The sequence below is a fragment of the Catenuloplanes japonicus genome, assembly GCF_000717135.1.
GTDB classification, from domain to species: domain Bacteria; phylum Actinomycetota; class Actinomycetes; order Mycobacteriales; family Micromonosporaceae; genus Catenuloplanes; species Catenuloplanes japonicus.
Genome location: NZ_JNXY01000030.1, coordinates 1 through 26,839, shown reverse-complemented (window position 1 = coordinate 26,839; position 26,839 = coordinate 1). Strand labels below are relative to the sequence as shown.

Genomic DNA, 26,839 nt, shown 5'->3' with positions numbered 1-26,839 from the left:
CGCCGGAAGCGGGAAAATGATCTTCCAAGTTTTTGATCTTGCAGTCGACGACCGCCTCGATCACCCCGTCGCTGTTCGCGTTGTGGCGGGGCCGATGAGCGGGGTGATTACTGAGTTTTCGCGAGGGAGGCCGGAGCGGTGGGTGGCGTGGGGCATCTCCAGGAACGTGCTGAAGCGGATGGGGAGGGCGCGAGCGACGGACAGGTCGGTGTGGTCCATGGCCTGGAGGTGGAGGTGGGGCTGGGTGGAGTTGCCGGAGTTGCCGCATTCGCCGAGGTGCTGGCCCTGTGTGACCGGGTCTCCGACGGCGACGGTGAGTGAGCCCTGGCGCAGGTGGACGAGGGCCACGAAGGTGCCGGGGGCGATGGCGATGATCACGTGGTTGCCGGCGATCGCGGGGGTGCCGGCGCGGATTCGGGCGGGCTGACCGAGGGCGTAGGGGATGAGGGCGAGTGGCGAACGGCGGGCGGCGTGGTCGGGCTCGCGGTCGTGGGCGGCGACGACCGTACCGTGGGATGGGGCAAGGATGGGGCGGCCGAAGGCGACGAAGCGGGTCGGGGGCTCGGTCGCCAGGATCGTTCGCCAGTCGACGCGGTGGGCGGTGCGGTGGGTGTCGTCGACGCCGATGAAGTCTATGGCGTAGCGGGACGCCATCAGGTCGGTGCCGTGGCTCGGCACGCGGCGGGCGGGGCTGTTGCGGGCCCGCCAGCGGCCGGTGAACGGTAGGGCGAGCAGCACCTCATCCATGCTCTGCCACGGTAGCGGGTCAGTGCTTAACGGTCGCCTCGGCGTGGCCGCGGTAGCCGACGGCGCCCTCGCCGACGGTCTGGTGGGTGCCCAGGAAGCCGGCGCCGGAGGCGGTGAACGCGACGGTGCCGGTGTTGCCGCGCTGGTCGCGCCAGCTGAGGCGGGTCAGTTGGACGCCGTCGTGGCCCGCGGCGATGTCGATGTGGCCGCCACGGTGCCAGCCGCCGCCCCAGCCGGCCTCGACTCGGAAACGCTGCGGGGGCGCGCCGGCCTCGGGGGCGTCTGTCTCCCAGCGGGCGATCAGGTCGCCGCGGAACTCGTGCGGTTCGGTGGCGCCGGCGGGGCGGCACCAGCCGTAGAAGCCGTGCAGTTCGGCGGCGAACGTGACGGCGTACTCCGCGCCGGTGGAGTCGGCCCAGGCCAGGTGCTCCAGCGGGCTGTGCTTGCCGGCGTCGACGAAGGCGAGGATGGACGCGCCGGGCTGCCAGTCGTCGTCGATGAGTGTGCGCGTGGCGTACCGCAGCAGGGGTTTCTCGAAGGCGCTCAGGTCGAGCGCGTGTGCGGCCCTGTCGCGCTCCCACACTGAGTCGATGGTCAGCTGGTAGAGCCAGAGCATGCTGCTCGCGTCGGCGGCGCTGGCCAGTCGCAGCCGGTTCGGGCCGGCGCGCAGCACGCCGGCGGGCACGACGAAGTCCATCTGCTGCGGGATGTCGCCGCCGCCGGGGATCCGCCAGCCGTGGATGACCGGGCGCTCGTTGACCACGATGTCCAGCGGCGCGTGGCCGATCTGTGCGCCGAGCTTCGACACCAGCGCCCGGATCCGCAGCGTGGCCTCCAGGTGCGCGTTCTCGGCGGGCATCTCGAACGTGACGATCACCGCGCCGTCCGCGTTCAGCTTGAGGTGGTCGCGGGCCGGGTACGCGTTCTCGGTCTCCAGGCTCGCGTTGCCGGTCAGCGGCGGCTGCTGGGCGAAGCTCACATAGGTCGGTTCCATCGCGCCAGTGTAGGAATGGGCCTTCTTCAACGCGGTCCCAACCCGTGTGCGCCCGTCCCGCTCGCCAGGCCGGACGTTGCCCATTGCCGGTTCGTCCTAGAGTCCGGGCCGTGCGGGCGCGCAGGATCGGCGGCATGATTCTGGTTACGGGTGCTACCGGCACCATCGGGCGGCATGTGGTGGAACTGCTGCTGGGGCGCGGGATTCCGGTCCGGGCGATGACCCGTTCCCCGGAGCGGGTCGTGGCGGCGGACGGGCTGGAGGTCGTCGCGGCGGACTTCGAGGATCCGGCGTCGCTACGCCGGGCCGCGGCGGGTGTCTCGGGCGTCATGCTGATCACGGCGCCGCAGGAGCCGACCGCGCGGCACGACATCGCGATGATCGACGCGGCGCGGGACGCCGGGGTCGAACGGGTCGTGAAGCTGTCCGCGATCGGGACCGGGGAACGGTACGCGGGTGGCGTCATCGGCGAATGGCATCTGCACGGTAAGGACGCGCTGCGGGACAGCGGGCTGGGCTGGACGATCCTGCGGCCGTCCGTGTTCGCGTCGAACATGCTGTGGTGGGCTTCGGCCATCGCGAACGGCGCGCCGATCGCGGACACCGTGGACGGCGCGCGGCAGGGTGTGGTCGATCCACGGGACGTGTCCGCGGCCGCGGCCGCGGCGCTCACCGGGGACGGGCACGGCAAGGCGGTCTACACGCTGACCGGGCCGGAGCCGATCAGCGTGGGTGAGCAGGCGCTCGTCCTGGGCGAGGTGCTCGGCACGGACGTGCACGTCGAGACCGCGCCGCCGCCGGACGCCGCGTGGGCGGCCGGGATCGCCTGGTCGCGTGACGGCCGCAACGCGGTGGTCACCGGCGACGTCGCGCGTCTGCTCGGCCGCCCGCCGGCGTCGTTCCGCGCCTGGGCCGAGGACCACCGGGACGCGTTCCGCACCGCTCGGTGATCAGGCCGCCGAGGCCAGGTCGTCCGGGAAGTCGCGGCCCAGCTCGCGGAGCACGTCAATATTGAGCTGGTACGCGATGGCCGCCTCCGCCGCGAGCCGGTCCAGTTCCTCCGGCGCGTACGGCAGCGCGTCCAGCCGCTCCCGGTAGACGTCCTTGTAACCACGCGGGTCCGCGATCCCGTCGAACACGTAGAACGACGTGCCCGTCCCGTAGGAGGATCGCAGCGCCGGCCCGAGCATCAGCCCGCCGGACAGGTCACCCAGGTAGCGCACGTAGTGATGGGCGATGAACCCGGCCGGCCACTCCGCGCACGCGCCGCGCAGCCGGTCCGTGTACCGCACCGTGGCCGGCAGCGCGGTCACCTCGCCGGCCCACCCGCGGCCGAGCAGCTCACGCAGGTCGGCTTCGAGCGCAGGCAGCCGGTCCAGCGCCGCATCGACGAACGCGCCCGCGACCGGGTCCGCGCGCATCCGCGCACCGGCCTCCTCCAGCTCGCGGTAGATCAGATAGTGCTGGCTCACCAGCGCCGCGAAGCCGGCGACCGGGACTGCGCCGGCCGCGAGCCGGGACAGGAAGCCGGTCGACTCCGCGTCGCGGTGCGCGGTGGCGGTGGCCTTGCGAAGCTCCAGGGCGAAGCCGGTCATGTCAGATCCTCCGATGGGACGGTGACGGGCAGGACCAGCGGCCTGCCCGTGCGGGGATGCGGCATGACCTCTATGTCGTGCCGGTACACCTCGGTCAGCAGTGCCTCGGTGAGCACCTCGGCGGGCGTCCCGTCCGCGCGGACCCGGCCGGACGCCATCAGCACGATCCGGTCCGCGTGCGCGGCGGCCAGCCCGAGGTCGTGCAGTACCACCACGACCGCATCGCCGCGGGCGGCCCGGGTCCGCGCGGTGCGCAGCACGAGTTCCTGGTGGCGCAGGTCGAGCGCGGCGGTCGGCTCGTCGAGCAGCAGCACGGGTGCGCCTTGGGCGAGCACGCGGGCGAGCGACGCGCGGGCCTGCTCGCCGCCGGAGAGCGCACGGAACGGCCGGTCCGCGAACGCGGTCATCTCGGTGGCGTCCAGCGCCTCGTCGACACCATCCATCGTGGACCAGGGCGCGCGTCCCATCTCCACGACCTGTCGTACCGTGAAGGGGAAGGTGACCGTGTTCTGCTGCGGCAGCATGGATCGCAGACGCGCCAGCTCGATCGGCCGATAGTCGCTCAGCACCCGGCCGTCGAGCATGACTGAGCCATCAGACAGAGGAACGTCGCCGCACAGCGCGGCGAGCAATGTGGACTTTCCCGCCCCGTTCGGGCCGATCAGCGCGACCACCTCGCCGCGCGCCACCGACACCGTGACGCCGTCCACGACCGGACGGCCGCCGAGCGATACACGCACTCCGGAAGCGGTGATCATCCCCAGCCTCCCGCGCGGGCCCGGGTGCGGCGCAGCAGCCAGAAGAAGCACGGGCCGCCGACCGCCGCGGTGAGCACGCCGAGCGGCAGCTCCTGATATTCCAGCAGCGTGCGGGCGAGCAGGTCGCCGAGCACGACCACGATCGCGCCGCCGAGCGCGCTGGCCGGGATGAGCACGCGGTGGCCCGGCCCGGCGACCATGCGCACCAGGTGCGGCACCACCAGGCCGATGAACGCGATGATCCCGGTGAACGCGACCGCCGAGGCGGTCAGCAGCGCGACGACCACAATGGACGTCCGCCGTAGCCGCTCCGTGTCGACGCCGAGATGCCGGGCCGGGCGCTCGCCGAGCGAGAGCAGATCCAGTTTCCGGGCCAGCAGCGCCGCGACCGTGATGCCGAGGATCGCGCACGGCCCGGCCACCGTGACCGCGGCCCACGTGGCGGACGCGAGGCTGCCCAGCTGCCAGAACGCGATCGCCCGGACGCCGTCGTCGTCGGTGAGGAACATCAGCAGCCCGAGCAGCGCGCCCGCGGTCGCGTTCACCGCGACGCCGGTCAGCACCAGCGTGACCACCTCGGTGCGCCCGCCGGACCGCGACATCGCGTAGACGGCCGCGGTGGTGAACAGCCCGCCCGCGAACGCGGCCACCGCCACGGTCCACGGCCCGAACAGCGACGCGCCGGACACGATCGCGGCCGCGGCACCGACCGCGGCACCGGACGACACCCCAACCACGCCGGGCTCGGCCAGCGGATTGCCGAACACGCCCTGCATCAGCGCGCCCGCGCAGCCGAGCGCGGCACCGACGATCGCGGCCAGCACCACGCGCGGAAACCTGACCACCCACAGCGCGTTCTCACCCTGCGCGACGGACGGCAACGGCCCGGCCTCGAGCCCGATCCGGTGCAGAATCGAACCGACCACTTCGGACGGTGAGATCGGCACCTGCCCCGACCCGGCCGCGAACACGCCGACCACCAGCACCGCCACAGACAAACCCACGATCAAGAGCGATCCAGCGGTACGGGTCCCCGTAACCGATCCGGCCGAGCGCAGACTCAGCCGCATGGTGCGTAGACCGCCTCGGCCAGGGCCTGGATCGCGCGGCCGGTGCGGGCGCCGAAGTTGAGCAGGATGCCGTCCTCCATGTCGACGACGCGCTTGTTCACGCCGGCCGGCGTCTGGGCCACGCCGGGGAGTGTGAGAAGGCCGTCGACGCCGCCGACCGAATTGAGGCCCTCGGTCATCACCAGGATCACGTCCGGGGCCGCGTTGATCAGGCCCTCGCTGGTCATCGGGCGGAACTTCTCCAGCCCGATCGACGTGCCGGCGTCGACCGCGCCGATCGCCTGGATCATCGAGTCCGAGCCCGCGCCCTTGCCGCCGATCAGGTAGACGCCGGCACTGCCGCGCACGTAGAGGAACGCGATCCTGGGCGGCTGACCACCCTTCGGCGCGCTCGCCTTCGCCGCGTCGATCTCGCCCTGCACGCGGGTGACCAGGCGCTCGCCCGCGTCGGCCACGCCGAGCGCGGCCGCGACCGCGCGGATGTGCTTCGGGACCGCCTCGAGGCTGGCCTCGTCGTCGATCATCACGACCGGGATGCCGGAGTCGCGCAGCTGGTCCAGGACCGCGGCCGGGCCGATGCTGTCGTCCGCGATGACCACGGTCGGGTCGAGCTTGAGCACGGCCTCGGCGCCGAGGTCGTGCCCCTGCGGCGTGACCAGCGGCAGGTGCGCCGCGGCCGGGAACGTGGTGGAGGTGTCCCGGCCGACCACGCTGCCGCCGAGTCCGAGGCTGAACACGATCTCGGCGAGCGAGCCGTAGAGGTTGACCGCGAGGATCCGGCTCGCGTCCGTGACCGTGACCTTCTTTCCGTCCGCGGAGTCCACGACGGCCGGGAGCAGCGGGGACGGCTTCGGGTCCAGCGGTGAGATGTCGTCGCTGTCCAGCTTCGCGGTGACGATGCCGCAGTCCCCGCCCGCGGACGAGCTGGAACCACCCGCCTCCGCGACGGTGGTGCAACCGGCGGTGGCGAGCAACGCCGCCGCGGCCGCGATCGTGGCCAGCTTGCGCACGACGAACCCTCTCCCGTGGTGATGTCCGGATAGACCCGACCGGCCGCCGGCTGAGCGGTCGGACAGGGGACTGATGACTGAGCCGTCAGGCAGGTTGGTCATGACTGAGCCGTCAGGCAGCGTTTCGAGGACTGCGTCGTCAGGCATGGCGCTCATGCCGCTGCCTCGGCCCGGCGGTTCTCGCGACGGCGGCGCAGGCGGCCCACGATCGCGGCGACGACGAGACCGGCCAGGAACGCGCCGCCGACCGCCCACCAGTGACCGAGCGGGGTCGCGGCGCTGACCCGGTGGAGCGGGTTCGCGCGGCCCGCCATGGCCGCGGGCTCACCGGTCGGCGGCAACGAGGCCGTGGACAGCGCGGTCGCGGCCGGCGCACTCGGCGCGGCGAACGTGCGGCCGGGCGTCACCGCGGCCGGGTTCGCTCCCCCGACCGGCACGGCGCCCCCGCCGTTGTTGGTGGCGCCTCCGCCGCCGTTGTCGGTAGCGCCGCCGTTGGATCCGCCGCCGTTGGATCCGCCGCCCTCGCTCGTACCCCCGGCGGGTGTGAAGGTGATCGGGATGCGGACGTCCTGGGAGCGGTCCTCGGTGCGGGTGTGGTCGTTGCGGGTGACGATGGCGCAGGTCTTGACCGTGCAGTCGACGGACCCGATCGCCGGCACCACGCGGATCGAGGCGGAGAACGAGCCGCCGGCGCCGTACGGCGTGGTCAGCCCTTCCGCGTACGACGGCGGGTTGGAGGAGATCCAGACGGACGCGCCGGAGCTGCCGGACGTGTCCGCCCCCCCGCCGCACGGCGTGGGCAGCGCGCCCGGTCCGTTGTCCACACAGAACGCGACGTAGATGCCCTTGGTCTCGTCGTAGCCGCGGCCGGAGACGGTGACCGCTTCGCCGGCCCGGTTCAGCTGCGCGGACTTGGAGGCGGTCAGCCGCTGTCCACCGGGCCCGCTCGCGCTCGTGTCCGCGTGCGCGGGCGACGCCGGCAGGACCACGACAGCGAGCACCAGCGCCGCGGTCAGAACGGTCCTGATCTGCACAAACCCTCCCACGCTTGAACTGCAAGTTAGGCGAGGCTAACCTAAACCTCGGCGCGATGCACCGGTGGGTCTGCTCACAAAAGTTGATCATTTACTTCGCGGCTTAGGCAAGGCTAACCTAACTGCCGCCGGGCCCCAAGCGCCGGGCGAGTTCCACCTTCGAGCAATCTGTCCGAAAGGGACACTCATGGCCCTGAAGACCGGCCCGAGTCGGGTCGCGTACTGGGCAACCGCCCTGACCATCGGCGCAGCCTCGGTGCTGACCGCCGCCTCCCCCGCCTCCGCCGCCCCCGCCGACGTCGCCGGTGGCAAGCTGGACTGGGGTTTCAAGGCGTCGTTCCGCGCCTACGTCGGCTCCGGCAACGGCAACCCGCCGATCGCCGCCAGCAACGGCGCCACGATCGACACGGACGGCACCTTCGACTTCCCGGCCACCGGCGGCACGTTCGACGCCGCGGCCGGGACGGCGACGGTCAACTACGGGGGGACGGTCGTCTTCTCGTACCCGGCGCACTTCTTCACGATCACGATCGCGAACCCGACCGTGGTCGTGGGCGCGAACGGCGCCGGCACGCTCCTCGCGGACGTGGACCTGACCGGCATGGCCGAGCAGCACCTCGACCAGGCCGAGGTGGCGACGCTCGCCGTCACCAACCCGACCGTCGACGGCGGCGCCGTCACCTGGACGAACCTCGCGGCCACGCTCACCGACGCCGGTGCCAGCGCGTTCAACGGGTTCTACGCCGGCGGCACCTCACTCGACCCGGTCACCGCCTCCGCGTCCGCCTCCTCCACGCCGGAGGAGCCGGAAGAGCCCGAGGAGCCGGGCACGCCGGGCGGCGGCAGCGCCACCCAGCAGATCACCGCGGCCGTCACCGGCGGCGCGCTGACCCTGGCCGCGTCCGGCACGTCCGTGGCACTCTCGGCGGCGACGCCGGGCGCGACCGCCACCGGCTCGCTGAACCCGGTCACGGTCAGCGACCTGCGCGGCACCAACGCCGGCTGGGACCTGGTCGGTCAGGTCACGGACTTCACCAGCACCGGCGGCGGCGTGATCCCGGCCGACAACCTCGGCTGGACCCCGACCGCGTCCGTCGTCACCAGCAGCCTCAAGGCCGCCGGTGGCGTCACCGCCGCGGTCAGCCCGGGTTCGCCCGCGGCGCCGGGTGCGGGCAGCGGCCTCGGCGCGAGCCGGGCCCTGTGCAAGGCCGCGGCCGGCAGCAGCCTCGGCAGCTCCACCTGCGGCGCGGCGCTGAGCCTCGGCGTGCCGGAGTCCAGCGCGGCCGGCTCCTACGCCGCCGTGCTCACGCTCACGCTGGCCTGAGTTAGCGCTCAGCCGGGCAGGGTCCCGCGGGCTTGGCCACGAGCGGGATCCGTGCTGCGCTCCGGCGCGGCCTACGCGCCTTGACACGGCGCACGCGCTCCGGCGCGGCCCTGCCTGACGCAGGTTCGTCCTGTGAGCAGGCACAGATCGGCCCCGGCGGCGCCGGCCCCCTCCCCTGGGGCCGGCGCCGCCGGGTTGGATCCATCCCACCACATTGGAGCAATTCCGCCGTGACCACTCTCCGACACCTCCGCCGCGCGGCCACGGCGCTGCTCGTCTCCTCCATATCCGTGCTCGCCGTGCCTGCGGGTGCGTCGGCAGTTCCGGCCACCGCTGCGGTCCCGGCGACCGCTGCCGTCGCCGCGGCCTTCCCCGTCGCCATGGCTGCGCCCGGTGACGCGCGGTGGGCCGTGCAGCCGTCCACGGACAGAGGGCCCGACGGCCGGGACTACTTCATCTACGACAACGCGCCCGGCACCGAGCGGACCGATCACCTCGGGATCACGAACCTCACGGACACACCCCAGACCTTCACGGTGTACGGGACGGACGCCTACACCACCGCGGACGGCGCGTTCGCGCTGCTGCCCGCGTCCCAGTCGCCGGCCGACGTGGGCTCCTGGGTGACGCTCGCGTCCCGGGCCTACACGGTGCCGGCGAACACCCGCCTGGACGTGCCGTTCCGGCTGAGCGTGCCGGGCAACGCCTCACCGGGCGACCACGCGGGCGGACTGGTCGCGTCGATCGCGGAGTCCGCCACGGACGCGAACGGGCAGACCGTGCTGGTCGACCGTAGGATCGCGGTCCGCATCTACCTGACCGTGGCCGGGCCGGCCCGGCCGGAGATGACGATCGACGGGCTGCGCGTCGCGCACACCCAGCCTGTCAACCCGGCCACCGGCGGCACGACCACCATCACGTACCGGCTGCGCAACACCGGGAACCTGCGGCTGACCGGCGCGTCGACCGTGCGGGTGACCGGGCCGGCCGGCTGGCGGCTGGCGGCCACGGACACGCTCGCGGTCCCGGAGCTGCTGCCCGGCAGCGAAATCACCATCACCGAGCAGATCACCGGCGTGCAGCCGGCCGGGCTGCTCACCGCGACCGTCTCCGTCGTGCCGTCCACACCGGACACGCTGCTCGGCCCGGTCACACTGGGCGCGTCACTGTGGGCACCGCCGTGGGTGCTGATCGGGCTGCTGGCGCTGCTGCTGATCTGGGCTCTCTACAGGCTCGTCCGGTACGTCCGTGCGCGCCGGAAGGCGGCCAGGCCGGCGCCCGAGGTCGTGGAGACCGTCGAGACGCCGGCCTGACCGCTCAGTCGAGCCAGACTGCGCTGTCAGTCAGGAACGCTCTATGCCCGAAGCCCACGCGGCCGGTCGGCACCGCTGTCCGCCCGCTGCCGGCCGGCACCGCCCGGCCGCTCACGGCGTGATGGGCTCGGTCGCCACTGCCGGTCCGGGCCAGACCATGTCGATCTGGCGCTGGAACACGTGGTAGCCGGCCCGGTCGAACGCGGCCGCCATCGGCGCGTTCCCCACGTCCGTGGCCGCGCGCACGTGCGGCACGCCCTGCTCCGCCAGCAGGCGCGTGCCCTCGGCCAGCAGGTCGTCGACCAGGCCGAGTCCGCGCTGCTCCGGCACGACGCCGATGTACGCGATGATCGGGTTGTAGCCGTTGTGGCCCGGCAGCACGAACCCGGCCGCCGTCCCGTCCGCCAGCACGCCGACCCGCCACCACTCCCGCGGACTGGGGTAGCGCAGCAACTCCTCGTGATATTGCGCGCGCGCTGCCTCCGCCGCGGACTGACGGGTCAGTTCGTCCCGGCCGTGCGCGTCCAGCGTCCCGTCCATCACCCGGGTCATCAGCCCGATCAGCTCCTCCGCGTCCCGCGGTTGACGGAACGTGAGACGCCCGCGCGGCAGCGGCACCGGCGACGTGGCCGGCCAGTGCAGCCGCAACCGCTCCACGAACAGCCGCCCGCCGAGTCTTTCGATCGCGTGCATCCGCAGCAGCGTCGGGGCGGGGCCGGTCTCCCGCCAGTCCGGCGCCACGAACCTGGTGTACTCAGGTTTGCTGCGCAGAGCGGAGTGGGCGCGCTCCAGGAGTCGTACCCCGTCATCCAGATCTTGTTCTTCTGCGACATCGAAGATGTCGGTGACCATCGGCTCCGGATCGCCGGGCCGCGACCAGAACCCGGCGCGCGCGACCAGCCGGCCGTCACGCAACGCCACCCACAGCCAGTGCGGATGCCGCCGCCCGGCCTCGAGATCCTTGGCGACCTCGTCGTTCAGCTGATACGGCAGGCCGTTGAAGAGATCGACGTCCTCGGGCCCGGTGATGGTGCGAATTTCGAGCGTCACGTGCTCTCCCAGAAAGGATGCCCGTGGCCCTACACGGTCTCCCGGAAGGGCACGAGCGGCATGATCATGCGGAACATCGCTGCGCCTCCCTCCTGCTCGTAGGTCCGCTCTGTCTACCCCGCGCCCACCGGCCCCCGCAACCGATTATCCAGCCGCTAGGGTGCGCAGATGACAGGCGTCGAGGAGCCGGCGCACGCCCGGCTGCGATCGGCCGGAACGCCGGACACGTTCCGGGACGAGGCGCTGCCGTTCCTGCGTGGTGAGGAGTGAACCGGGACGTGGTGCTGCTCGGGCTCGCGGAGAATCCGGCGCTGCCGGAGGCGTTGATGCGCAGGATGATCGGGCTCGAGTTCGCGGGCGGCCAGATCGCGAGACGGCCCGATCTGCCCGGCAGCCTGATCGCCGAGATCATGGCCTCCGGCGACGAGTGGTTGCTGCGCGCGCTGGCGCGCAATCCCAGGCTGTCGTCGGACACCCGGCTCCGTCTCGCCGCGCACCATGATCCGCGTGTCCGCGAGGCGCTGGCAGCTCCGGCGCTGTCCGCCCCCGATCGATGATCACAATTCGGTGCTGCCGTTCGCGGCTGACGCCCGGGTGGGCGTTCTTCTCGCCCGCGACCCTGCCCCGGAGGTCCGGGCCGCGGTCGCGCTGTTCTGGAGCGACATGCCGGATGACGTCTCCCGGGCGCTGCTCACCGATCCGGTCGAGAAGGTCCGCGCCGACTGGTTCCGTTACCACCCGCGCCGGACCCCGCCGGCAGACCTGATACCCGGCCTGCTGGACGACCCGGCCACCCGCGCGGCCGCGATACGGCACGCCACGCTCACCCCGCCGCTGATGGAACGGCTGGCGGCGGACCCGGACAGCGACGTGCGGCGCGAGCTGGCCGCCGTGCGCGGGCTACCGGCCGCGCTGCGTGACCGGCTCGCCGAGGACAGGTCAGCGCGGGTCCGGCTGGCCGTCTTCACCCGATCGGACACGGCTTCGGCGATGCGCCGGCACATCCACGACGCCATTCTGGGTGGCGCCGCGGCTGCCGACTGGAATCGTGACATGGACGACGCGGAGCTCGAGCAGTGGATCGAGAACGAGTACGCGGTCACCGAACTGGCCATGCTGCACCTGCCCTGGGTGACCGCCGATCCGCTGCCGCACGTGTCCTCGCCGTACGCGTGCTTCCGGCGTTCCGCCGCCGCCCACCCCGCACTGCCGCCGGAGGTCGTCCGCCGTCTGCTCGACGACGAGGACAACAGCGTTGCCGTCGCGGCCGCGCGATCTGCGCCGCATCTGGTGGATCCGGCCACAGCGGAACGCATCGAGCGCGAATACCGGCCCGCGAAACGCATGCGGTGGCGGCCGGCCGACGATCTCGGCTTCCCCACCGAGTCGCTGCGCCGGTTCGCCACCGACGACGACCCCCGGGTGCGCTGCCTCGCGCCGCGCGATCCGGACCTGCCCGCGGAGATCATCGTCCGCCTCGCCGGCGACCCGGACCCTCAGGTCCGCGCCGCTGTCGCCGCCCATCCACGGCTGCCCGGACCCGTGCTCGCCCGGCTGCTTCACGACGACGAGAGCTGGGTTGCACGCGCCGCCGCGGCCGCGCCCGCGCTGCCGGTGTCCGAGATGGAGCGGCTGGTCCCCGGAGAGCGGTCAGGCGGGTTCTGGGACCGCGCCCGGGTCGCCGCCGGGATCGTCCGGGGACGGCTCGATCGGGGGCGGCGGTAGCGTGTCGGGGGTGTCGGGGAGCAGCTCGCCGGCATCGTCCGGGGCGGGCTCGTTCGGGTCGATCAGCGGGAACGGGTCTGGTTGTGCCATGACCCCAGATGCCCGGAACGACGCGTCACAAACCATAGCCGCGCTGCAGCAGCGCGCGGCGCAGTGACTTGAGTGCGTAGAACGTGCGGGACTTGACCGTGCCCTCGGGGATGCCGAGCACGCCGGCCATCTCGGCGACGGTGCGTCCCTCGAAGTAGGTGCCGACGAGCATGCGCCGGGACGTCTCCGGCAGGGATGCGAGCGCGGCGCGCACCTCCATGCGGTCGAGCGCGCGCTGGGCGGTGTCCTCGACGCGCGCCCGGCCCTCGAGGTGCTCGTCGCTGACCTCGGTGACGCGCACGCGTGCGGCGCGCAGGTGGTCGATGGCGATCCGGCGCGCGACCGTGAGCAGCCACGCCCTGTTCCACGTGCCCTCTGCGTTGCGGGCCTCGGGGTGCTTCCAGGCGCGGATCGCGGTCTCCTGGAGGATGTCGGCGGCCTGGTGCACGTCGCCGCCGGTCACCCGTGTGAGCGCGGCCATCAGCGCCGCGCCGTGCTCCCGATACAGAAGCTCAAGGCCTTCTGATATCTCCGAGCCTGCCCGCATCACACGAACTTAGGACGTGACCGCCTACGCGTCGTCACCCGAGAGCGGCATATGCACATACCCCTCTGGAGGTACGCCGCAGTCCTTCCACGGGGAGACGCGCGCGGGGATCCACTCGCGATAGCGTCTGTGACGTGCGGAAATTGTTCATCCCGGTGCTGGCCGACGTGTTGCTGACGGTGGCGCTGACCGTGCTGACCACCGCCAACCTGGTCACCCAGAGTGATGGCAAGCCACACTGGCTGGCAACACTGCTGGCGTTCCTGACTGTGGCGCCGATCGCGTTCCGGCAGTGGGCGCCGGTGGGCACGTTCGCGGTGATCGTGGTCGCGCTCGTGCTCTACAGCACGCTCGGCTTCGGTGCCTGGCCGAACACCGGCCTCGGCATGGTGGTCGGGCTGTTCACCGTCGCCGCGATGCGCAGCCGGCTCGCGGGCACGACCGCGTTCGTGGTCACGCTGCTGTCCGTGGTGGTGGCGTACCGGACGTTCCCGGTGCCGCTGGCCGTCTCCGACATCCTGCAGTCCGCGCTCGCCATGTCCGTGGCGTGGGCGGTCGGCGACAGCACGCGCCGGTGGATGCTGCGCACGGAACGGCTGGCCGCGAAGGCCGTTTCGGCGGTGGCGGAGGAGCGGGTGCGGATCGCGCGCGAGATGCACGACATCGTCACGCACCACATGTCGGTGATCTCGCTGCAGGCCGGTGTGGCGGAATACGTGCTGGACACCGACCCGCCGACCGCGAAGGCCGCGATCGCGACCGTGGGCGACGCCAGCCGCGAGGCGCTGTCCGAGATGCGCCGCCTGCTCGACGTGCTGCGCATCGAGCAGGACGCTGATCCGTTCAGCCCGCAGCCGGGCCTGGCCGATCTCGGGGAGCTGGTGTCGCGCACCCGGTCGGCCGGGCTCTCGGTCACGCTCACCACCACCGGCCAGGTGCGCCAGCTGGCCGCCGGCCCGGATCTTTGTGCGTACCGCGTGGTGCAGGAGTCACTGACCAATGTGCTCCAGCACGCCGGTCCCGCCACCGCCACGGTCGAGGTGGAGTACGGCGAGTTGACGCTCACCGTGATGATCACCGACGACGGCGTGAAGCCCTACAACCCGGCGCCGTCGCCGGACTCGCACGGCATCCGCGGCATGCGGGAGCGCGCGGAGCTCTACGGCGGCGTGCTCACCGCGGGCCGGTGCAGCGGCGGCGGCTTCCGAGTTGTGCTTCGACTTCCCCTGGAGGAGACCCCATGAGTGCCGTGCGGCTGCTGGTCGCGGATGACCAGGCGCTGATCCGTGCAGGCCTGATCGCGCTGTTCACGGCCGCGCCCGGCCTCGAGGTGGTCGGCGAGGCCTGCGACGGCGAGCAGGCGATCACGATGGCGGCCCGCACCCGGCCGGACGTGGTGATGATGGACATCCGCATGCCCACCGTGGACGGCATCGCGGCCACCCGCGCGATCCTCGCCGCGGCGGAGGAGCCGAAGCCGCGCGTGGTCGCGCTGACCACGTTCGACCTGGACGAGTACGTGTATGCCGCACTGAGCGCGGGCGCGTCCGGTTTCCTGCTGAAGGACACACCGCCGCAGCGGATCATCGCGGCCGTGCACACCATCGTGGCCGGCGATCTGCTGATGGCGCCGCGGATCACCCAGCGACTGATCGAGGCCTATGCGGATCGTCACCGCTCCCCCGCCACCGCCGCGCCCCGGCTGGACAGCCTGACCGCGCGCGAGACCGAGGTGCTGCGCCTGGTGGCGAACGGGCTGTCCAACACGCAGATCGCGGAGCGGCTGGTGCTGAGCGAGGCCACGGTGAAGACACACGTGAAACGCCTGATGGGCAAGCTGGAGCTGGCCAGCCGCGCCCAGGCAGTGGTGGTGGCGTACGAGAGCGGGCTGGTCATCCCACGCCGGGGCTGACCGGCCGCTCAGTATCCGGAGTCGGTCCCGCCCGGTTCCTGCGGCGGGAGCGCGTCGGCCGTGCCGGTGAACAGGTTCGTCGGGCCGGACCGCGGCTTCCGGCGCAGCGCCTGCGCGGCCCGGCGGGCTGCGGCCAGCTTCTCCTCCGGCGTCACCGGCACCCGGCGCCGACGGGAGACGAGCACGAACACCCCGGCCGCGATCAGGATGACGGCCGCAGCACCGGCGGCCACGAGAATCAGCGTCATCCATTCACGGTAGGACTCGCGCGCACCCACCAAGCCGTGCCGCGAAACCCGCGCACACGCGTCACACCATGCCACCGCGCAGGCATCAGGCTGCGCCGCAGAACCCATACACACGCGTCAGTGAGTTTTCGGAGTGGGTCACGGTCGGCGCACCGGCTGCTATTTCCTAATATTTCGGGCACGGAGTGCCCGGCCGATCGCAGCGAGCGCGGTCAGTCGCAGCGAGCGCGGTCAGTCGCAGCAAGCGCGGTCAGTCGCAGCAAGCGCGGACCTCGACGCCAGAGACTCGGTAAGCTCCGCTGCGATGAGGACCGTGAACGCAGGCGGAGTGACGATCGCCTATCGGACAGAAGGTGACCCGGGCTCGCCACCGGTGGTCCTGCTGCACGGCGGTGGCAGCCGCGGCTCGGTCACCTGGGAGGCGTTCCTGCCGGCGCTGGCAGGGGTCGGGCTGCGGGCGGTCGCGATGGATCTGCGCGGGCACGGCGGCAGCGCACGCACCGGCGACTATCCCCTGACCGGATACCGCGACGACGTGCTGGCCGCGATGGACGCGCTCGGCCTGGAGAAAGCGGCATTCGTCGGGCATTCGCTCGGCGGCTACACGGCCGCGCTGGTCGCACAGGCGCAACCGGACCGGGTGACGCGCCTGGTGCTGGAGGATCCGCCCGCGCCGTCGTCCACCGCACGGTCGCAGACGCTGCCCGCGTGGCGGCTCGCGCTACCGGGGCTGATGATGCTGGCCCAGCGCGGCGACTTCGACCACCGGGCGCTGAAGGAAGCCATCCGCCGGCTGCGCGAGCCGGACCAGGCCTGGTGGGACCGGGTCCCACGGATCGCGGCCCCCACATTGATCATCGGCGGCGGCCCGCGCAGCCACATCTCCGCGGAGCGGCTCGGCACCCTCGCCCGCACGCTCCCGGACGGCCGGCTGATCACGATCCCGGCCGGGCACCGCATCCACAGCACCCGGCCGGCGGAGTTCGAGAGGGCGGTGATCCCGTTCCTCACCGCTCCGAGATGATCAAAGCGGAGGGCCCACCGGCACATCGCCCTGCAGCGTGATCCGGTGCATGACGCGACGCTGCGTGCCGTAATCCCTGTTCGCGTAGTGGGACGTGCTGCGGTTGTCCCACATGGCGACGTCGCCGGGCTGCCAGCGGTGCCGGACGATGTGCTCCGGCTTGGTCAGGTGCGCGTAGAGCAGGTCCAGGATGCCGCGGCTCTCCGCGTCCGACACGCCGACGATGTGCGACGTGAAGCCGGGGTTCACGAACAGCCCTTTCCGCCCGGTCTCCGGGTGCACGCGCACCACCGGGTGCTCGATCGGGTCGAGCCGCGTGACGACCTCGCCGTCCCACTCGTTGCCGCGCCCGTTGCGGCGCTGCGCCAGGTAGTAGCCGAACTCCCGGTTCCCGTCGTGGACCGCGGTCAGGCCGTCCACCAGCGTGCGCACGCCCGGTGACAGTGACTCGTAGGCGAGCTGCGAGTCCGCCCAGTTCGTGTCGCCGCCGCTCGGCGGCAGCGTGACCGCGCGCAGGATCGAGCCCATCGGAGGCCGCCGCACGAACGTCACGTCCGTGTGCCACACGTCCGCGAAACCGTTGTCCGCGCTGTCGATCGCGTAGATCTCCTGGTGTTTGTCGCTGAGCGGGCCGATCACCGGGTGCGACGCGGTGAGCCGGCCGAGGCGGTTGCCGAGGCGCACCTGCGCGTCCACGTCCAGCGCCTGGTTGCGGAAGAACAGCACCTTGCGGTCGACCAGCGTGGCCCGGATCGCGGCGATCTGGTCGTCGCTCGCGGTGGCCAGGTCCAGCCCGAGCACGTCCGCGCCGAAGTGCGGGCCGAGCGGGTCGAGCCGCAGCTGCACAGCCGTGGTTGTCATGATCAAATCCCTTCGACGGTACGACGTGAGGTGTGCTTTTCAGGCGGCCGCGCGCACGGCGTGCCCGATCTCCGCGCGCAGGGCCGCATATTCCGGCCGGGCACGTAACTCCTCCGGCTCGACCCCGCTGCGTGGCAACGGGATCGGCAGGTCGAGCGCGACCCGCCCCGGCCGCGCCGTGAGCACCACGACGCGGCTGCCGAGGAACACCGCCTCGTCCACGCTGTGCGTGACGAAGACGCTGGTCCGGCCGGTGGCCGCGCTGACCCGGCGCAGGTCTTCCTGGAGGCGTTCGCGGGTGAGCGCGTCCAGCGCCGCGAACGGCTCGTCGAGCAGCAACAGCGGGTTGTCGACCGCGAGCGCGCGGGCGATCGCGACGCGCTGCTGCTGGCCGCCGGAGATCTGCCAGACCCGCCGGCGTTCCACGTCGCGCAGGCCCACGTCGGCCAGCAGTTGCGGGACGCGGGCGACGCGCTCCTCCTTCGGCACCTTGGCGTAGCGCAGTGCCAGGTCCACGTTGCCACCGGCCGTGCGCCACGGGAACAGGCGCGGCTGCTGGAAGACCAGCCCGGCGCCGCGGCCCGGCCGGGGTGGCTGGCCCGCGGCGCGTACCGTGCCGGTGGTGGGCTCCTCGAAGCCCGCGATCAGGCGCAGCAGCGTGCTCTTCCCGCAGCCGGACGCGCCCACCAGCACCAGGAACTCGCCTTCCGGCACGGTCAGGTCGACCGGGCCGACCGCGGTCACGGCGTCGGTGCCGGCGCCGTAGACGTGCGTGACGTCCTCGATCGTGATCGCGGCCTCGCCGCCGTCGTTAGGAGAGGACACCGGGCAGCCCTTTCACGTAGACCGCCTTCTGCACGGTGGCCAGGTCCGGGACCGCGTCGATCTTCTTCTGGTCGGCGAGGAACTGCGCGGCCGCGACCAGGTTGTCGGCCAGCTTGCCGGGCTTGCCCTCGGTGCCGAGCCACTCGTCGGTGGCGAGGTCGGCCGGCGTGAGGAAGACGCCCTGGCTGAGCTGGTTCTTCGCCTCGTCCGGGCTGAGGTTGAGCTCCGTGCCGACCGCGGTGGCGGCGGCCGTGGGGTCGGTGGCGATCAGGTCCAGCGCCTGCGACTCGGCCTTGCGCCAGGCGTCGACCGCGTCCGGGTGCGCCTCGATGAACGAGGTGGCGACCACGCCGAGGTCGAGCGTGGGCTTGCCGGCCGTGGCCAGCTCGCGGCTGGAGATGAGGACGGTGCCGTCCTTATTCAGCGCGTCCAGCGTGGGCAGCCAGGTGTAGGCCGCGTCCAGGTCGCCGCGCGTCCAGGCGGCCTGGATGTCCTGCGGCTCCAGGTCCACGATCGTCAGGTCGGACTCCTTCAGCCCGGCCTGGTCCAGCGCCGCGAGCAGGCTGTAGTGCGACGTGGACGCGAAGCTGGTGGCGACCTTCTTGCCCTTGAGGCCGGCCACGTCCTTGACGCCGGACGCGTTGCGGGCCACCAGCGCCTCGTTGTCGCCGGCGACGTCCAGCACGAACGCGACCTGGTACGGAATGTGGAGCGGCGCGGAGAGCCCGCGTGCGACCGGGCTGGAGCCGATCGCGGCTATGTCGATGCTGCCGGCCACGAACGCGGTGTTGATGCTGGCGCCGGAGTCGAACTTCGTCCACGTGATCTTGTAGTCCGGCAGCGCCTTCTCCAGCAGGCCCTGGTTCTTGACGATCAGGTCGCCGCTGGGGAACGCCTGGTAGGCGATGCGGATGGTCCTGTCCGCGGAGTCGCCGCCCCGGCCCTGGCTGGCCGCGCCGTCACCGCAGGCGGTGGTCGTCACCAGCGCAAGAGCCGCAATTGCCACAAAACGCTTGAAAGAGCTCACACTCGTACCCTCTGATGGTTGTGGTTGTTGATCAGACGCGCCCGCGCCAGGGGACCAGCCGGTCCTCGGCCTGCCGCAGCAGTGCGTCGATGAGCAGGCCGGAGATGCCGATGGCGAAGAGCCCGAGCACCACCACGTCGGTCTGGGAGTAGCGCTGCGCGTCGCGGACCATGCCGCCGATGCCCGGCACGCCGTTGATCGTCTCGGCAGCGACCACGGACGAGTAGGCGATGCCGACCGCGAGCCGGATGCCGGTGAAGATCTCCGGGAGCGCGTGCGGCAGCACCACGTCGCGCACCACCTCGCCGCGGGTCGCACCGAGCGCGCGGGCGGCCTCGACCAGGCCGGTCGGCGCCGCGTGCACGGCCGCCGCGGTGGCGACCGCGACCGGGGGCAGCGCCGCGATCGAGAGCAGCCACAGCTTCGGCGTCTCGTCGATGCCGAACCAGATGATGAACAGGCTGAAGTAGGCCAGCGGCGGCAGCGCGCGGACGAACGTGACGACCGGCTCGGTCACCACCCGCACCCACGGGACCGTGCCCATCACCACGCCGACCACGAGACCGGCCGCGACGCCGATCACGGAGCCGATCAGGATGCGGCGCAGGCTCACACCGAGGTGCTCGATCAGCAGGTGCCCGCTGTAGCCCTCGGTCGACGTCCTGATCAGCTGCTCCCACACGGCGGCGGGCGACGGGATGAACGTCGGGTTCTGCATGACCCGGGCGGTGATCTCCCAGAGCGCCAGCAGCACGACGACGGCGATCAGCCGGAGGCCGAGATGGCGCTTCCGGTTCCTCCTCGTGGCCGCGGTCGGGCCGACGGTCGTCGTCGGCGCCGCGGACTCCAGCACAGCGGTCACCCTGATATTCCTATAGGACTACTCGGAATTAGGCAATGGGGTGTGCCGCGCCGTCTCACGGGGTAAGCAGGAATGGCCTGCTACCTGGAGGAACACGCGCCCATGGAACTCAACGTCCCCACCGCTTGCGCGGTCGTGGTCAACCCGTCGAAGGTTCCCGACCTCGACACGTTCCGCGAGACCGTCACGCGTGTGCTCGGCGCGGCAGGCTGGCCCGAACCTCGCTGGTACGAGACCACGCCCGAGGACCCCGGCTGCGGCCAGGCCACCGAGGCGATGAAGGACGGCGCCGAGGTGGTGTTCGCGGCCGGCGGCGACGGCACCGTGATGGCCTGCGTCACCGCGCTCGCGGAGACGGACGTGGCGCTCGCGATCCTGCCCGCCGGTACCGGCAACCTGCTGGCCGCGAACCTCGGGCTCGCCGCGGACCTGGACACCGGGCTCGCGGTCGCGATCGAGGGCGGGCTGCGCCGGCTGGACGTGGGCCGCACCGAGGGTTCCTGCTTCGCGGTGATGGCCGGGCTCGGCTTCGACGCGAAGATGCTCGACTCCACGTCCGAGGTGACGAAGAAGCGGATCGGCTGGCCGGCCTACGTCATCGGCGCGGCCCGGCACCTGCGCGACCGTCCGATGCGCGTCACGATCACCATCGACGACCAGCCCCCGTTCCGCCGCCGCGCGCGCACGGTCCTGATCGCGAACGTCGGCCGGCTCCAGGGCGGCGTGCGGCTGCTCGAGGAGGCCGACCCCGCCGACGGCAAGCTCGACGTGGCCGTGCTGTCGCCGCGCACGCTGTCCCAGTGGGTCGCGATGGCCTGGGGCGTCATGCGGCGGCAGGGCCGGGTGCCCTCGCTGGAGGTGCTGCGCGGCGCCCGCGTGCGCATCGAGGCGAAGGGCACCGAGGCGCGGCAGCTGGACGGCGACCTGATCGACCCCGGTACGGTGCTGGAGGCGTCCGTTCTGCCGAAGGCGCTGTGGCTGTGCGTGCCCGAGCCAGCCGGCCACCCCGATCTCGCGGTCGACGCGAACGCGGCCGCGGAACGCCTGCAGCGCCTCACGAAGGCCGGTCGGATCAAGGACTGAGCATGGTCAAGTCCCCCGGCCGGAGAGCAGTGTCGTTCTCCTAAGGGGGAAACACCATGACTATCAAGGCTGACGGCCTGTGGCTGAAGTCAGTGTCCATTATGGCCGGTGAGCGGCTGCTCGGCGCCACGGGGGAGAAACTGCCGGACAGCGCCGTGGGCAAGGAGATCGCGATCCCGGGGGCAGCGGACCTGACCGCACGGATCGTCGAGCTCGACCAGCACCAGCTGGTGAACGACGCCGCGATGACGGCGGGGAGCACGCGGCTGACCGGCACGCTCGTCAACCCGGCCAAGCCTGCCGAGGCGGTCGGGTTCCGGGAGTCGCACGTCGGGCGCCGGATCACGGTCGCCGGCGCCGGGCCCGGCGGCACCACGCTGATCACCGACGTCACCGGGTTCGTCAACACCACCACGATCACGCTCGGCACGGCCGCGTCCGTCGCGGTGACCGGCGCGGTGGCACACCTGAACGCGCCCGGCCGGGTCGGGCTCAGCGACTACGCCCGGCACACACGCACCGGACTCACGTTGAACCTCGGGACCCGGACCGTCACCGACGGCGTCGTGACGATCGGCGGGCGGGGGCTGAGCAGCGCGACCGCGAAGTTCTCCCACGACGACCTGAACAAGACGCTCACGCTCACCGGCGCCGGGCTGTTCCGGACCGTCGTCACCGCCGTCACCCTGCCCGGCCGGGACCAGTTGCAACTGCGCGACCCGGCGGTCCGGGACGTGACGGACGTGCAGGCTGACGTGTGGGGCGCGGACAGCCTGCCGGATCTCCTCGCGGCGATCGCGGACGACACCGAGATCGTGCTCGGGCCGGGCGTCTACGACTTCAAGCGTCCGCCCGCCACCAACAACATCATCAATCTGACGAACCGGCGCAACGTCACGATCCGTGGCGCCGGGCAGGGCGCCACCGTCCTGCGGATGATGCCCGGCCAGGACGTCAGCGACCGTGACACGTTCCTGATCGGCATGACCGGCGCCACCGGCCTGCGATTCCGGGACCTGTCGATGCACGGGGCGTACCTGACCCAGGCCGCGGTCAACGAGCAGGTCCACACGATCAACATCGGCCAGGGCACCCGCGACGTGATCATCTCGGACGTGCGGTTCTTCCAGTCCGCCGGCGATGCGGTGCGGCTGCTCGGCGAGGCCGTCCGGCCGGTGGAACAGATCGTGATCTCGCACTGCCACTTCGTCCAGAACAAGCGCACCGGCGTCGGCTTCCAGCGCGGCACACGGGCGATCTGGGTCCGCGACTGCCACTTCGACGTCAGCGCGCCCAGCACGGACGCGGCCATCGACCTCGAGCCGACCAGCACCGGCGGGCCGGCCGACATCATCATCGACTCCAACGTCATCGTCCACCGGACCGGCACGATCTCGGTCGCGCTCTCCGGCCCGTCCGGCCCCGACCCGGCCCGCCGCGTCACGTTCAGCAACAACCGGATCGACGGTGGCACGCTCTTCAGCACCGACGTGCGGGAACTGTCGATCCTGGACAACGTGTTCAGCGGCGTGCTTCCGGAGCGGCCGGTCGTCCACGTGCAGCGCGGCGGCGACACCGTCCGCATCGCCGGGAACACCATCACGGGCAGCACGAACTACGGGATTCTGATCAGCCAGGTCAACGACCGGCCGGTCGACCGGGCGCTGATCACCGGCAACCTGTGCGAGGTCTCGGCCGGCGGCGGCATCCGCGTCGACACCAGCGAGGACGTGACCGTCACGGACAACCTGCTGATCGCGGCCGGCCCCGGCGCCACCGCCGCGGTCGAGTTGCGGGCGGACGCCGGGCCCAGCGCGGGCATCTCCGTCCGCGGCAACACGATCGGCGTGCGCGACACCGGCCGCTGGAAGACCGGCATCGAGGTCGGTGCCGCGAACTCCTTCGGCCCGCTGTCGATCACCGCCAACTCCATCCGCGGTGCCACCACCGCGATCCGCTTCGCCGGCACCCACATCATCACCACGCCGGTCTGCGCGCTCAACGACGGCGGCCCGGTCACCGGCTTCGAGTTCCTGCCCGAGAGGTCCGTCATATCCGCCGGCGCCACCTCCCTCGGCGGCGGCCGCGCCCTCACCGGCACCGTCACACCCGAGGGCATCGTCACCGGCAGCGCCGGCGACCTCTACCAGCGCATCGGCCCCGGCTCCGAGCCCCGCCTCTTCATCAAGGAATCCGACGACAAGCCCCAGACCGGCTGGTCCCCCAAGTAACCCAGCACTGACAGATACGTGGGATACCTTATGAAGCCACCGTAAGGTATCCCACGTATCTGTCGACGTTGATCTTTGCGAAAGCGACAGGATGTCCGCGTGGTGCGACGTGCTTCGATGCCGGAAAAGCTCCGCTTCCTGCCGTTTCGCGGGAGCGAGGCAGTGGCGAAAGGGCTGCTGACCAAGCGGCAGCTGACCGGGGTGGCGTGGCGACGACTGTTCCAGGACGTATATGTCGCGGCCACGGAGTTCAATCCGGACGATCACCGCATGTGGTGCGACGCGGCCGCGCTCGCGCTCCCGGACGGAGCGGCGATCTGCGGGAAGAGCGCCGCGTTCCTGTGGGGTGCCGGCACGCCCGAGCGCGGATCACCGGTCAGCGTTACCGTCCCGCCACCCCGGCGGATGCGGGCACAGACAGGACTGCTGATTCAGCACCAGCTACTACCGTCCGGCGATCACGTCATGCGCGCGGGACTACCGGTGACCAGCCCGGCCCGCACCGCCTTCGACCTCGGCCGGCAGCCCGACCGGCACAAAGCGATCATGGCGCTGGACGCGCTTCTCCACCGGAAACTCGTGACCGTGGACCGGCTGTCGCGCTTCGCGAGCACGCGTAGGGGCTGGCGGGGAACGGCGCTCTTCAGCGCACGCCTCGCGGAGACGGAGCCGTTGGCGGAGTCACCGATGGAGACGCTGCTGCGGCTGCTGATCATGGATGCGGGACTGCCGCGGCCGGTCGCCCAGTTCGAGGTCCGCACGCATCAGGGGTGGCTGCGCATCGATCTCGCCTATCCGGACCTGCGGATCGCCATCGAGTACGACGGCGATCATCACCGGGATCGGACCACGTTCCGGCGCGATGTCGCCCGGGAGCGCCGACTGGTGCAGCAGGGCTGGCTGGTGCTCCGCTTCACGGCGAACGACGTGCTGCACAGCCCGGCGGAGACCGTCCAGTCGATCACCACCGCCCGACGCCGCCGCGCCGCCGGCCGGACCTGACAGCCAAGATCTTCAAGCTTCCGGCCTGGTCCTCGGGCGCTCGAGCTTTCCTGGGGCGCCCCCAGGCCCCGAGCCTGCTGACGCGACGGCCCGGCTCGCGCCTTGCCGCCGGTATTCGCAGCGACCGGGAGGCGACAACCCAGATCAAGATCTTGCTTGCCCGCTTCCGGCGTGGTGCGGCAGCGTTGCTCCCGCGGGCAAACCTCGCGTCGGGCTCCGCTGGCGCTCCGCTCGTCGCGAGGAGCCGGTTCCGCCGTGGCCCGGCACACCGCAGGGGGTCGACGGGCGGGTGGGGTTTGACCTTGACACGACGCGGCTGACGGCCGCGGGAGCCGCGGAACGTGAGTGCGACGGGAGGGGGAGATCGGGTTTATGGGGTTGAATTTGCACATGTCCGGCCGCACCCAATTCGGGAGCATGCAGTACGACAAAGGTGTGATCGGGATAGGCGTGGACCTTCGGGATCTGATTCCGTTGCACACAGTCGCGGATCGCCAACGGATGAAATCCGAAGATCCCGGTCAGAAGATCACCGGTTACCTCATCGCAACGTGGGATGTCCACCCAGTGCACGCCGTCGCTGCCTGCCAGAAGTTCGGGCAGGTCAGCGGCGGTTTTCTGCACCGCGCCATCGGCCTCGGTCAGCCGTCGGACGTCCGCGCTGCGACCATAGGCGACGCCGGGTCCCGAGTCGGCTGAAATACCGGGAGAGCGACCCTCGCATTAGGGCTCAGCGTCTTGGTAACATGCCGCGGTTCAAAGCCCGTCTCACCGGCGTCTCGTCGGCACGAAGCCGCGCGTATGAGCCCACACGTACGGAGAAAGTCGTGGCTGACAATCGGATGAAGGATCGTGTCAAGGTGATGTTCAACGGCAACGCAGTGCCGGACAGCACGACCTCGGAGCACCCCGAGATCATGCCCGCGATGGCAGCCCAGCTCGGAGGTCCCGCCGGCGGTCCGCCCATGCCCGGTCAGGCGCTCCAGGTCCTGACCATGGCCCAGCGCACGGCCGAGGTGCACATCACGAGCGCCCAGGCCCAGGCCGAGAAGATCCGCGCCGATGCGGCCGCCGCGGCGCAGCAGATCGCCGCGGCCGCGGAGCAGCACGCGGAGAACGTGCGCCGTGAGGCCGACAAGGCCGTCGCCGAGGCGCGCGGCGCGGCGGAGCGGATGACGCGTGACTCGCAGGCGCGCGTCGACGAGGCGCACCGCATGGCCGAGAAGATCGTGGCGGATGCGCGCGCGTCCGCGAAGACCATCGAGGCCCACGCGGAGCAGAACGCCGAGCACACCCGTCAGCAGGCGCAGCGCCGGTTCGACGACGTGGTCGGCAGCCTCGGCGCGAAGCGCGAGTCGCTGCAGGACCAGATCGAGGCGCTGGAGCAGTTCGACCGGGAGTACCGCGGTCGGCTGACCTCGTTCATGCAGGGCCAGCTGCGCGCGCTCTGGGTGGACCAGCCGCAGGTCGAGGCCGGCCTGACGGAGGACGCGGAGTACGACGAGGCCGAGTCCGCACCGGTCGCCATCCCGGCGCAGGCGCAGAAGGCGGTCCAGGCCGCCCAGGCCCAGGCCGCGGCGCAGGCGCAGCACGCGCAGGTCCAGCATGCCCAGGCGCAGCACGCGGCCCACGCGCAGCAGGCGGCACAGGGGCAGCAGGACGACGACGAGCTCGACGAAGAAGACGACGAAAAGTAACTCTCAGTAATTAGCCCGGAACGCCATGATCGGCGTTCCGGGCTTTTTTGCTGTGTTTACGACACCCTTCGAACTTAAGGCACCTATCACTCGTCAACAGGTCGTCAACCCAGCGCGGGCCTAATTGCTGAAAGCCCGGCACATTCGCACGAGGAGGAATCGACCGTGCAGCGCATTTCGCTCACCCCACGACCCGCCCCCGCACGGCACGTACCGCCGCCCTCCTCAGCCGGTCTCGGCTGGGCGCTACGTACCGTTCTCCGTGACTACCTCGCACGCGCCGACGCGGTCCTGGCGACCGCGCCAGGTGGTCAACATGGATACGAGATACTGGCCGCGGTGTCGGCCGGTGACTACGGCACGCAGATCTCGCTGGCCAACCGGCTCGGGATCCACCGCACCGTGGTCACGGACCGCATCGACGACCTGGAGCGGGCCGGCATGCTGCAGCGGCACCTGTCCGCCGCGGACCGCCGTGTCCGCCGCCTGGTGATCACGGACGCCGGACGCGCCGTGCTCACCGAGCTCTCCGCCGGCCTGGAGTCGGCCGAGGAGGAGACGCTGGCCTCGCTCGACGAGGGCTCGCGCGAGCAGTTCCTCGGCGCGCTGCACCTGCTGGCCCGGCGCCCGGTCGCCGCGGCCTGATTCACCTGCACGGGGGGATGTACTAGTCGTCGTGTGGCAGCGCGACGAGTAGGTGTGTGGGGGGATCTAGGTCGTGTTTGATGGATCATGGTTTGGTTCAGTCGATCTTCATGCGGAGCCAGACCATGATCGAAGCGACCGTGACGGTAGCTTCGTAGCGGACTT

General features: G+C 71.6%; 28 protein-coding genes. 14 read left to right on the top strand and 14 right to left on the bottom strand.

Going from position 1 to position 26,839, the window contains the following annotated elements; all coding sequences use genetic code 11:
• Positions 1–60: 60 nt before the first annotated feature.
• Together OP04_RS35450 and OP04_RS35445 are read right to left on the bottom strand one after the other, a co-directional pair.
• Complete coding sequence (locus OP04_RS35450; RefSeq protein ID WP_033344320.1) at positions 61–747, bottom strand: M23 family metallopeptidase; 687 nt, start codon at positions 745–747, stop codon at positions 61–63.
• A gap of 19 nt (positions 748–766) precedes the next feature.
• Positions 767–1,741, bottom strand: a complete 975-nt coding sequence (locus OP04_RS35445; protein ID WP_033344319.1) for a hypothetical protein — start codon at positions 1,739–1,741, stop codon at positions 767–769.
• A gap of 134 nt (positions 1,742–1,875) precedes the next feature.
• On the opposite strand from OP04_RS35445, the gene OP04_RS35440 reads away from it, so the two are divergent.
• Positions 1,876–2,691: an NAD(P)H-binding protein gene (locus tag OP04_RS35440; RefSeq protein WP_033344318.1), complete on the top strand. Its 816-nt coding sequence runs from the start codon at positions 1,876–1,878 to the stop codon at positions 2,689–2,691.
• On the opposite strand, the gene OP04_RS35435 is transcribed toward OP04_RS35440, so the two are convergent.
• The 5 genes from OP04_RS35435 to OP04_RS53920 all read right to left on the bottom strand — a co-directional run bounded on the left by OP04_RS35435 (position 2,692) and on the right by OP04_RS53920 (position 7,208).
• On the bottom strand, positions 2,692–3,336 hold the full coding sequence (locus tag OP04_RS35435) for a biliverdin-producing heme oxygenase (RefSeq protein WP_033344317.1): 645 nt from the start codon (positions 3,334–3,336) through the stop codon (positions 2,692–2,694).
• Positions 3,333–4,076, bottom strand: a complete 744-nt coding sequence (locus OP04_RS35430; protein ID WP_232323865.1) for a heme ABC transporter ATP-binding protein — start codon at positions 4,074–4,076, stop codon at positions 3,333–3,335. Before OP04_RS35430 ends, OP04_RS35435 begins: the two co-directional genes overlap by 4 nt.
• Positions 4,077–4,090: 14 nt before the next feature.
• On the bottom strand, positions 4,091–5,098 hold the full coding sequence (locus OP04_RS35425; RefSeq protein WP_232323864.1) for a FecCD family ABC transporter permease: 1,008 nt from the start codon (positions 5,096–5,098) through the stop codon (positions 4,091–4,093).
• A 56-nt stretch (positions 5,099–5,154) separates the two neighbouring features.
• Positions 5,155–6,174 carry a heme/hemin ABC transporter substrate-binding protein gene (locus OP04_RS35420; protein WP_232323863.1) on the bottom strand — a complete coding sequence of 340 codons (1,020 nt, stop codon included), beginning with the start codon at positions 6,172–6,174 and terminating at the stop codon, positions 5,155–5,157.
• A gap of 152 nt (positions 6,175–6,326) precedes the next feature.
• Positions 6,327–7,208 (bottom strand): hypothetical protein, encoded by an 882-nt coding sequence (locus tag OP04_RS53920; protein WP_033344315.1) that lies wholly within the window; start codon positions 7,206–7,208, stop codon positions 6,327–6,329.
• Positions 7,209–7,395: 187 nt separating this feature from the next.
• On the opposite strand from OP04_RS53920, the gene OP04_RS35410 reads away from it, so the two are divergent.
• Positions 7,396–8,532, top strand: coding sequence for an HtaA domain-containing protein (locus tag OP04_RS35410; RefSeq protein ID WP_051799591.1), 1,137 nt, complete (start codon positions 7,396–7,398; stop codon positions 8,530–8,532).
• A 230-nt stretch (positions 8,533–8,762) separates the two neighbouring features.
• Entirely contained in the window at positions 8,763–9,845 is a 1,083-nt protein-coding gene (locus OP04_RS35405; protein WP_051799590.1) for a WxL protein peptidoglycan domain-containing protein, read from the top strand.
• Between the two features lie 111 nt (positions 9,846–9,956).
• On the opposite strand, the gene OP04_RS35400 is transcribed toward OP04_RS35405, so the two are convergent.
• Positions 9,957–10,895, bottom strand: a complete 939-nt coding sequence (locus tag OP04_RS35400; RefSeq protein WP_051799589.1) for a GNAT family N-acetyltransferase — start codon at positions 10,893–10,895, stop codon at positions 9,957–9,959.
• A 278-nt stretch (positions 10,896–11,173) separates the two neighbouring features.
• Between OP04_RS35400 and OP04_RS56005 the strand changes: the two genes are divergently transcribed.
• Positions 11,174–11,452 (top strand): hypothetical protein, encoded by a 279-nt coding sequence (locus tag OP04_RS56005; RefSeq protein ID WP_232323862.1) that lies wholly within the window; start codon positions 11,174–11,176, stop codon positions 11,450–11,452.
• 10 nt (positions 11,453–11,462) lie between these two features.
• The gene (locus tag OP04_RS48725) at positions 11,463–12,620 is read left to right on the top strand and encodes a hypothetical protein (RefSeq protein WP_063746746.1); all 1,158 of its coding nucleotides are present in this window, start codon (positions 11,463–11,465) and stop codon (positions 12,618–12,620) included.
• Positions 12,621–12,735: 115 nt separating this feature from the next.
• Here the strand turns inward: OP04_RS48725 and OP04_RS35390 are convergent, their stop codons facing one another.
• Complete coding sequence (locus OP04_RS35390; protein WP_033344314.1) at positions 12,736–13,257, bottom strand: sigma-70 family RNA polymerase sigma factor; 522 nt, start codon at positions 13,255–13,257, stop codon at positions 12,736–12,738.
• A gap of 134 nt (positions 13,258–13,391) precedes the next feature.
• Here OP04_RS35390 and OP04_RS35385 point away from each other — a divergent pair, with 134 nt between their 5' ends.
• Together OP04_RS35385 and OP04_RS35380 are read left to right on the top strand one after the other, a co-directional pair.
• Positions 13,392–14,501 carry a sensor histidine kinase gene (locus tag OP04_RS35385; RefSeq protein ID WP_033344313.1) on the top strand — a complete coding sequence of 370 codons (1,110 nt, stop codon included), beginning with the start codon at positions 13,392–13,394 and terminating at the stop codon, positions 14,499–14,501.
• On the top strand, positions 14,498–15,169 hold the full coding sequence (locus OP04_RS35380; protein ID WP_033344312.1) for a response regulator: 672 nt from the start codon (positions 14,498–14,500) through the stop codon (positions 15,167–15,169). The genes OP04_RS35385 and OP04_RS35380 overlap by 4 nt, the downstream gene beginning before the upstream one ends.
• 8 nt (positions 15,170–15,177) lie before the next feature.
• Here OP04_RS35380 and OP04_RS35375 read toward each other — a convergent pair whose 3' ends face one another.
• Positions 15,178–15,417, bottom strand: a complete 240-nt coding sequence (locus OP04_RS35375) for a hypothetical protein (RefSeq protein WP_033344311.1) — start codon at positions 15,415–15,417, stop codon at positions 15,178–15,180.
• 313 nt (positions 15,418–15,730) lie between these two features.
• On the opposite strand from OP04_RS35375, the gene OP04_RS35370 reads away from it, so the two are divergent.
• Positions 15,731–16,441: an alpha/beta fold hydrolase gene (locus OP04_RS35370; RefSeq protein WP_198154093.1), complete on the top strand. Its 711-nt coding sequence runs from the start codon at positions 15,731–15,733 to the stop codon at positions 16,439–16,441.
• Here the strand turns inward: OP04_RS35370 and OP04_RS35365 are convergent, their stop codons facing one another.
• From OP04_RS35365 to OP04_RS35350, 4 genes are all read right to left on the bottom strand, one after another.
• A complete protein-coding gene (locus tag OP04_RS35365) occupies positions 16,442–17,302 on the bottom strand; it encodes a TauD/TfdA dioxygenase family protein (protein WP_033344309.1) in 861 nt (286 codons plus the stop codon).
• 39 nt (positions 17,303–17,341) lie between these two features.
• Complete coding sequence (locus OP04_RS35360; protein WP_033344308.1) at positions 17,342–18,127, bottom strand: ABC transporter ATP-binding protein; 786 nt, start codon at positions 18,125–18,127, stop codon at positions 17,342–17,344.
• On the bottom strand, positions 18,114–19,109 hold the full coding sequence (locus OP04_RS35355) for a taurine ABC transporter substrate-binding protein (protein ID WP_232323861.1): 996 nt from the start codon (positions 19,107–19,109) through the stop codon (positions 18,114–18,116). Before OP04_RS35355 ends, OP04_RS35360 begins: the two co-directional genes overlap by 14 nt.
• 76 nt (positions 19,110–19,185) lie before the next feature.
• Positions 19,186–20,016 (bottom strand): ABC transporter permease, encoded by an 831-nt coding sequence (locus OP04_RS35350; protein WP_033344306.1) that lies wholly within the window; start codon positions 20,014–20,016, stop codon positions 19,186–19,188.
• Positions 20,017–20,118: 102 nt separating this feature from the next.
• Between OP04_RS35350 and OP04_RS35345 the strand changes: the two genes are divergently transcribed.
• From OP04_RS35345 to OP04_RS53910, 6 genes are all read left to right on the top strand, one after another.
• Positions 20,119–21,099 carry a diacylglycerol/lipid kinase family protein gene (locus OP04_RS35345; RefSeq protein WP_033344367.1) on the top strand — a complete coding sequence of 327 codons (981 nt, stop codon included), beginning with the start codon at positions 20,119–20,121 and terminating at the stop codon, positions 21,097–21,099.
• 56 nt (positions 21,100–21,155) lie between these two features.
• Positions 21,156–23,330, top strand: coding sequence for a NosD domain-containing protein (locus OP04_RS35340; RefSeq protein ID WP_085067029.1), 2,175 nt, complete (start codon positions 21,156–21,158; stop codon positions 23,328–23,330).
• Between the two features lie 162 nt (positions 23,331–23,492).
• Positions 23,493–24,332 carry a DUF559 domain-containing protein gene (locus tag OP04_RS35335; protein ID WP_198154092.1) on the top strand — a complete coding sequence of 280 codons (840 nt, stop codon included), beginning with the start codon at positions 23,493–23,495 and terminating at the stop codon, positions 24,330–24,332.
• Positions 24,333–24,722: 390 nt separating this feature from the next.
• Positions 24,723–25,031 carry a hypothetical protein gene (locus tag OP04_RS56000; RefSeq protein ID WP_232323860.1) on the top strand — a complete coding sequence of 103 codons (309 nt, stop codon included), beginning with the start codon at positions 24,723–24,725 and terminating at the stop codon, positions 25,029–25,031.
• A gap of 128 nt (positions 25,032–25,159) precedes the next feature.
• The gene (locus tag OP04_RS35325; RefSeq protein ID WP_157240805.1) at positions 25,160–26,029 is read left to right on the top strand and encodes a hypothetical protein; all 870 of its coding nucleotides are present in this window, start codon (positions 25,160–25,162) and stop codon (positions 26,027–26,029) included.
• 165 nt (positions 26,030–26,194) lie between these two features.
• Entirely contained in the window at positions 26,195–26,674 is a 480-nt protein-coding gene (locus OP04_RS53910; protein WP_198154090.1) for a MarR family winged helix-turn-helix transcriptional regulator, read from the top strand.
• Positions 26,675–26,839 lie beyond the last annotated feature (165 nt).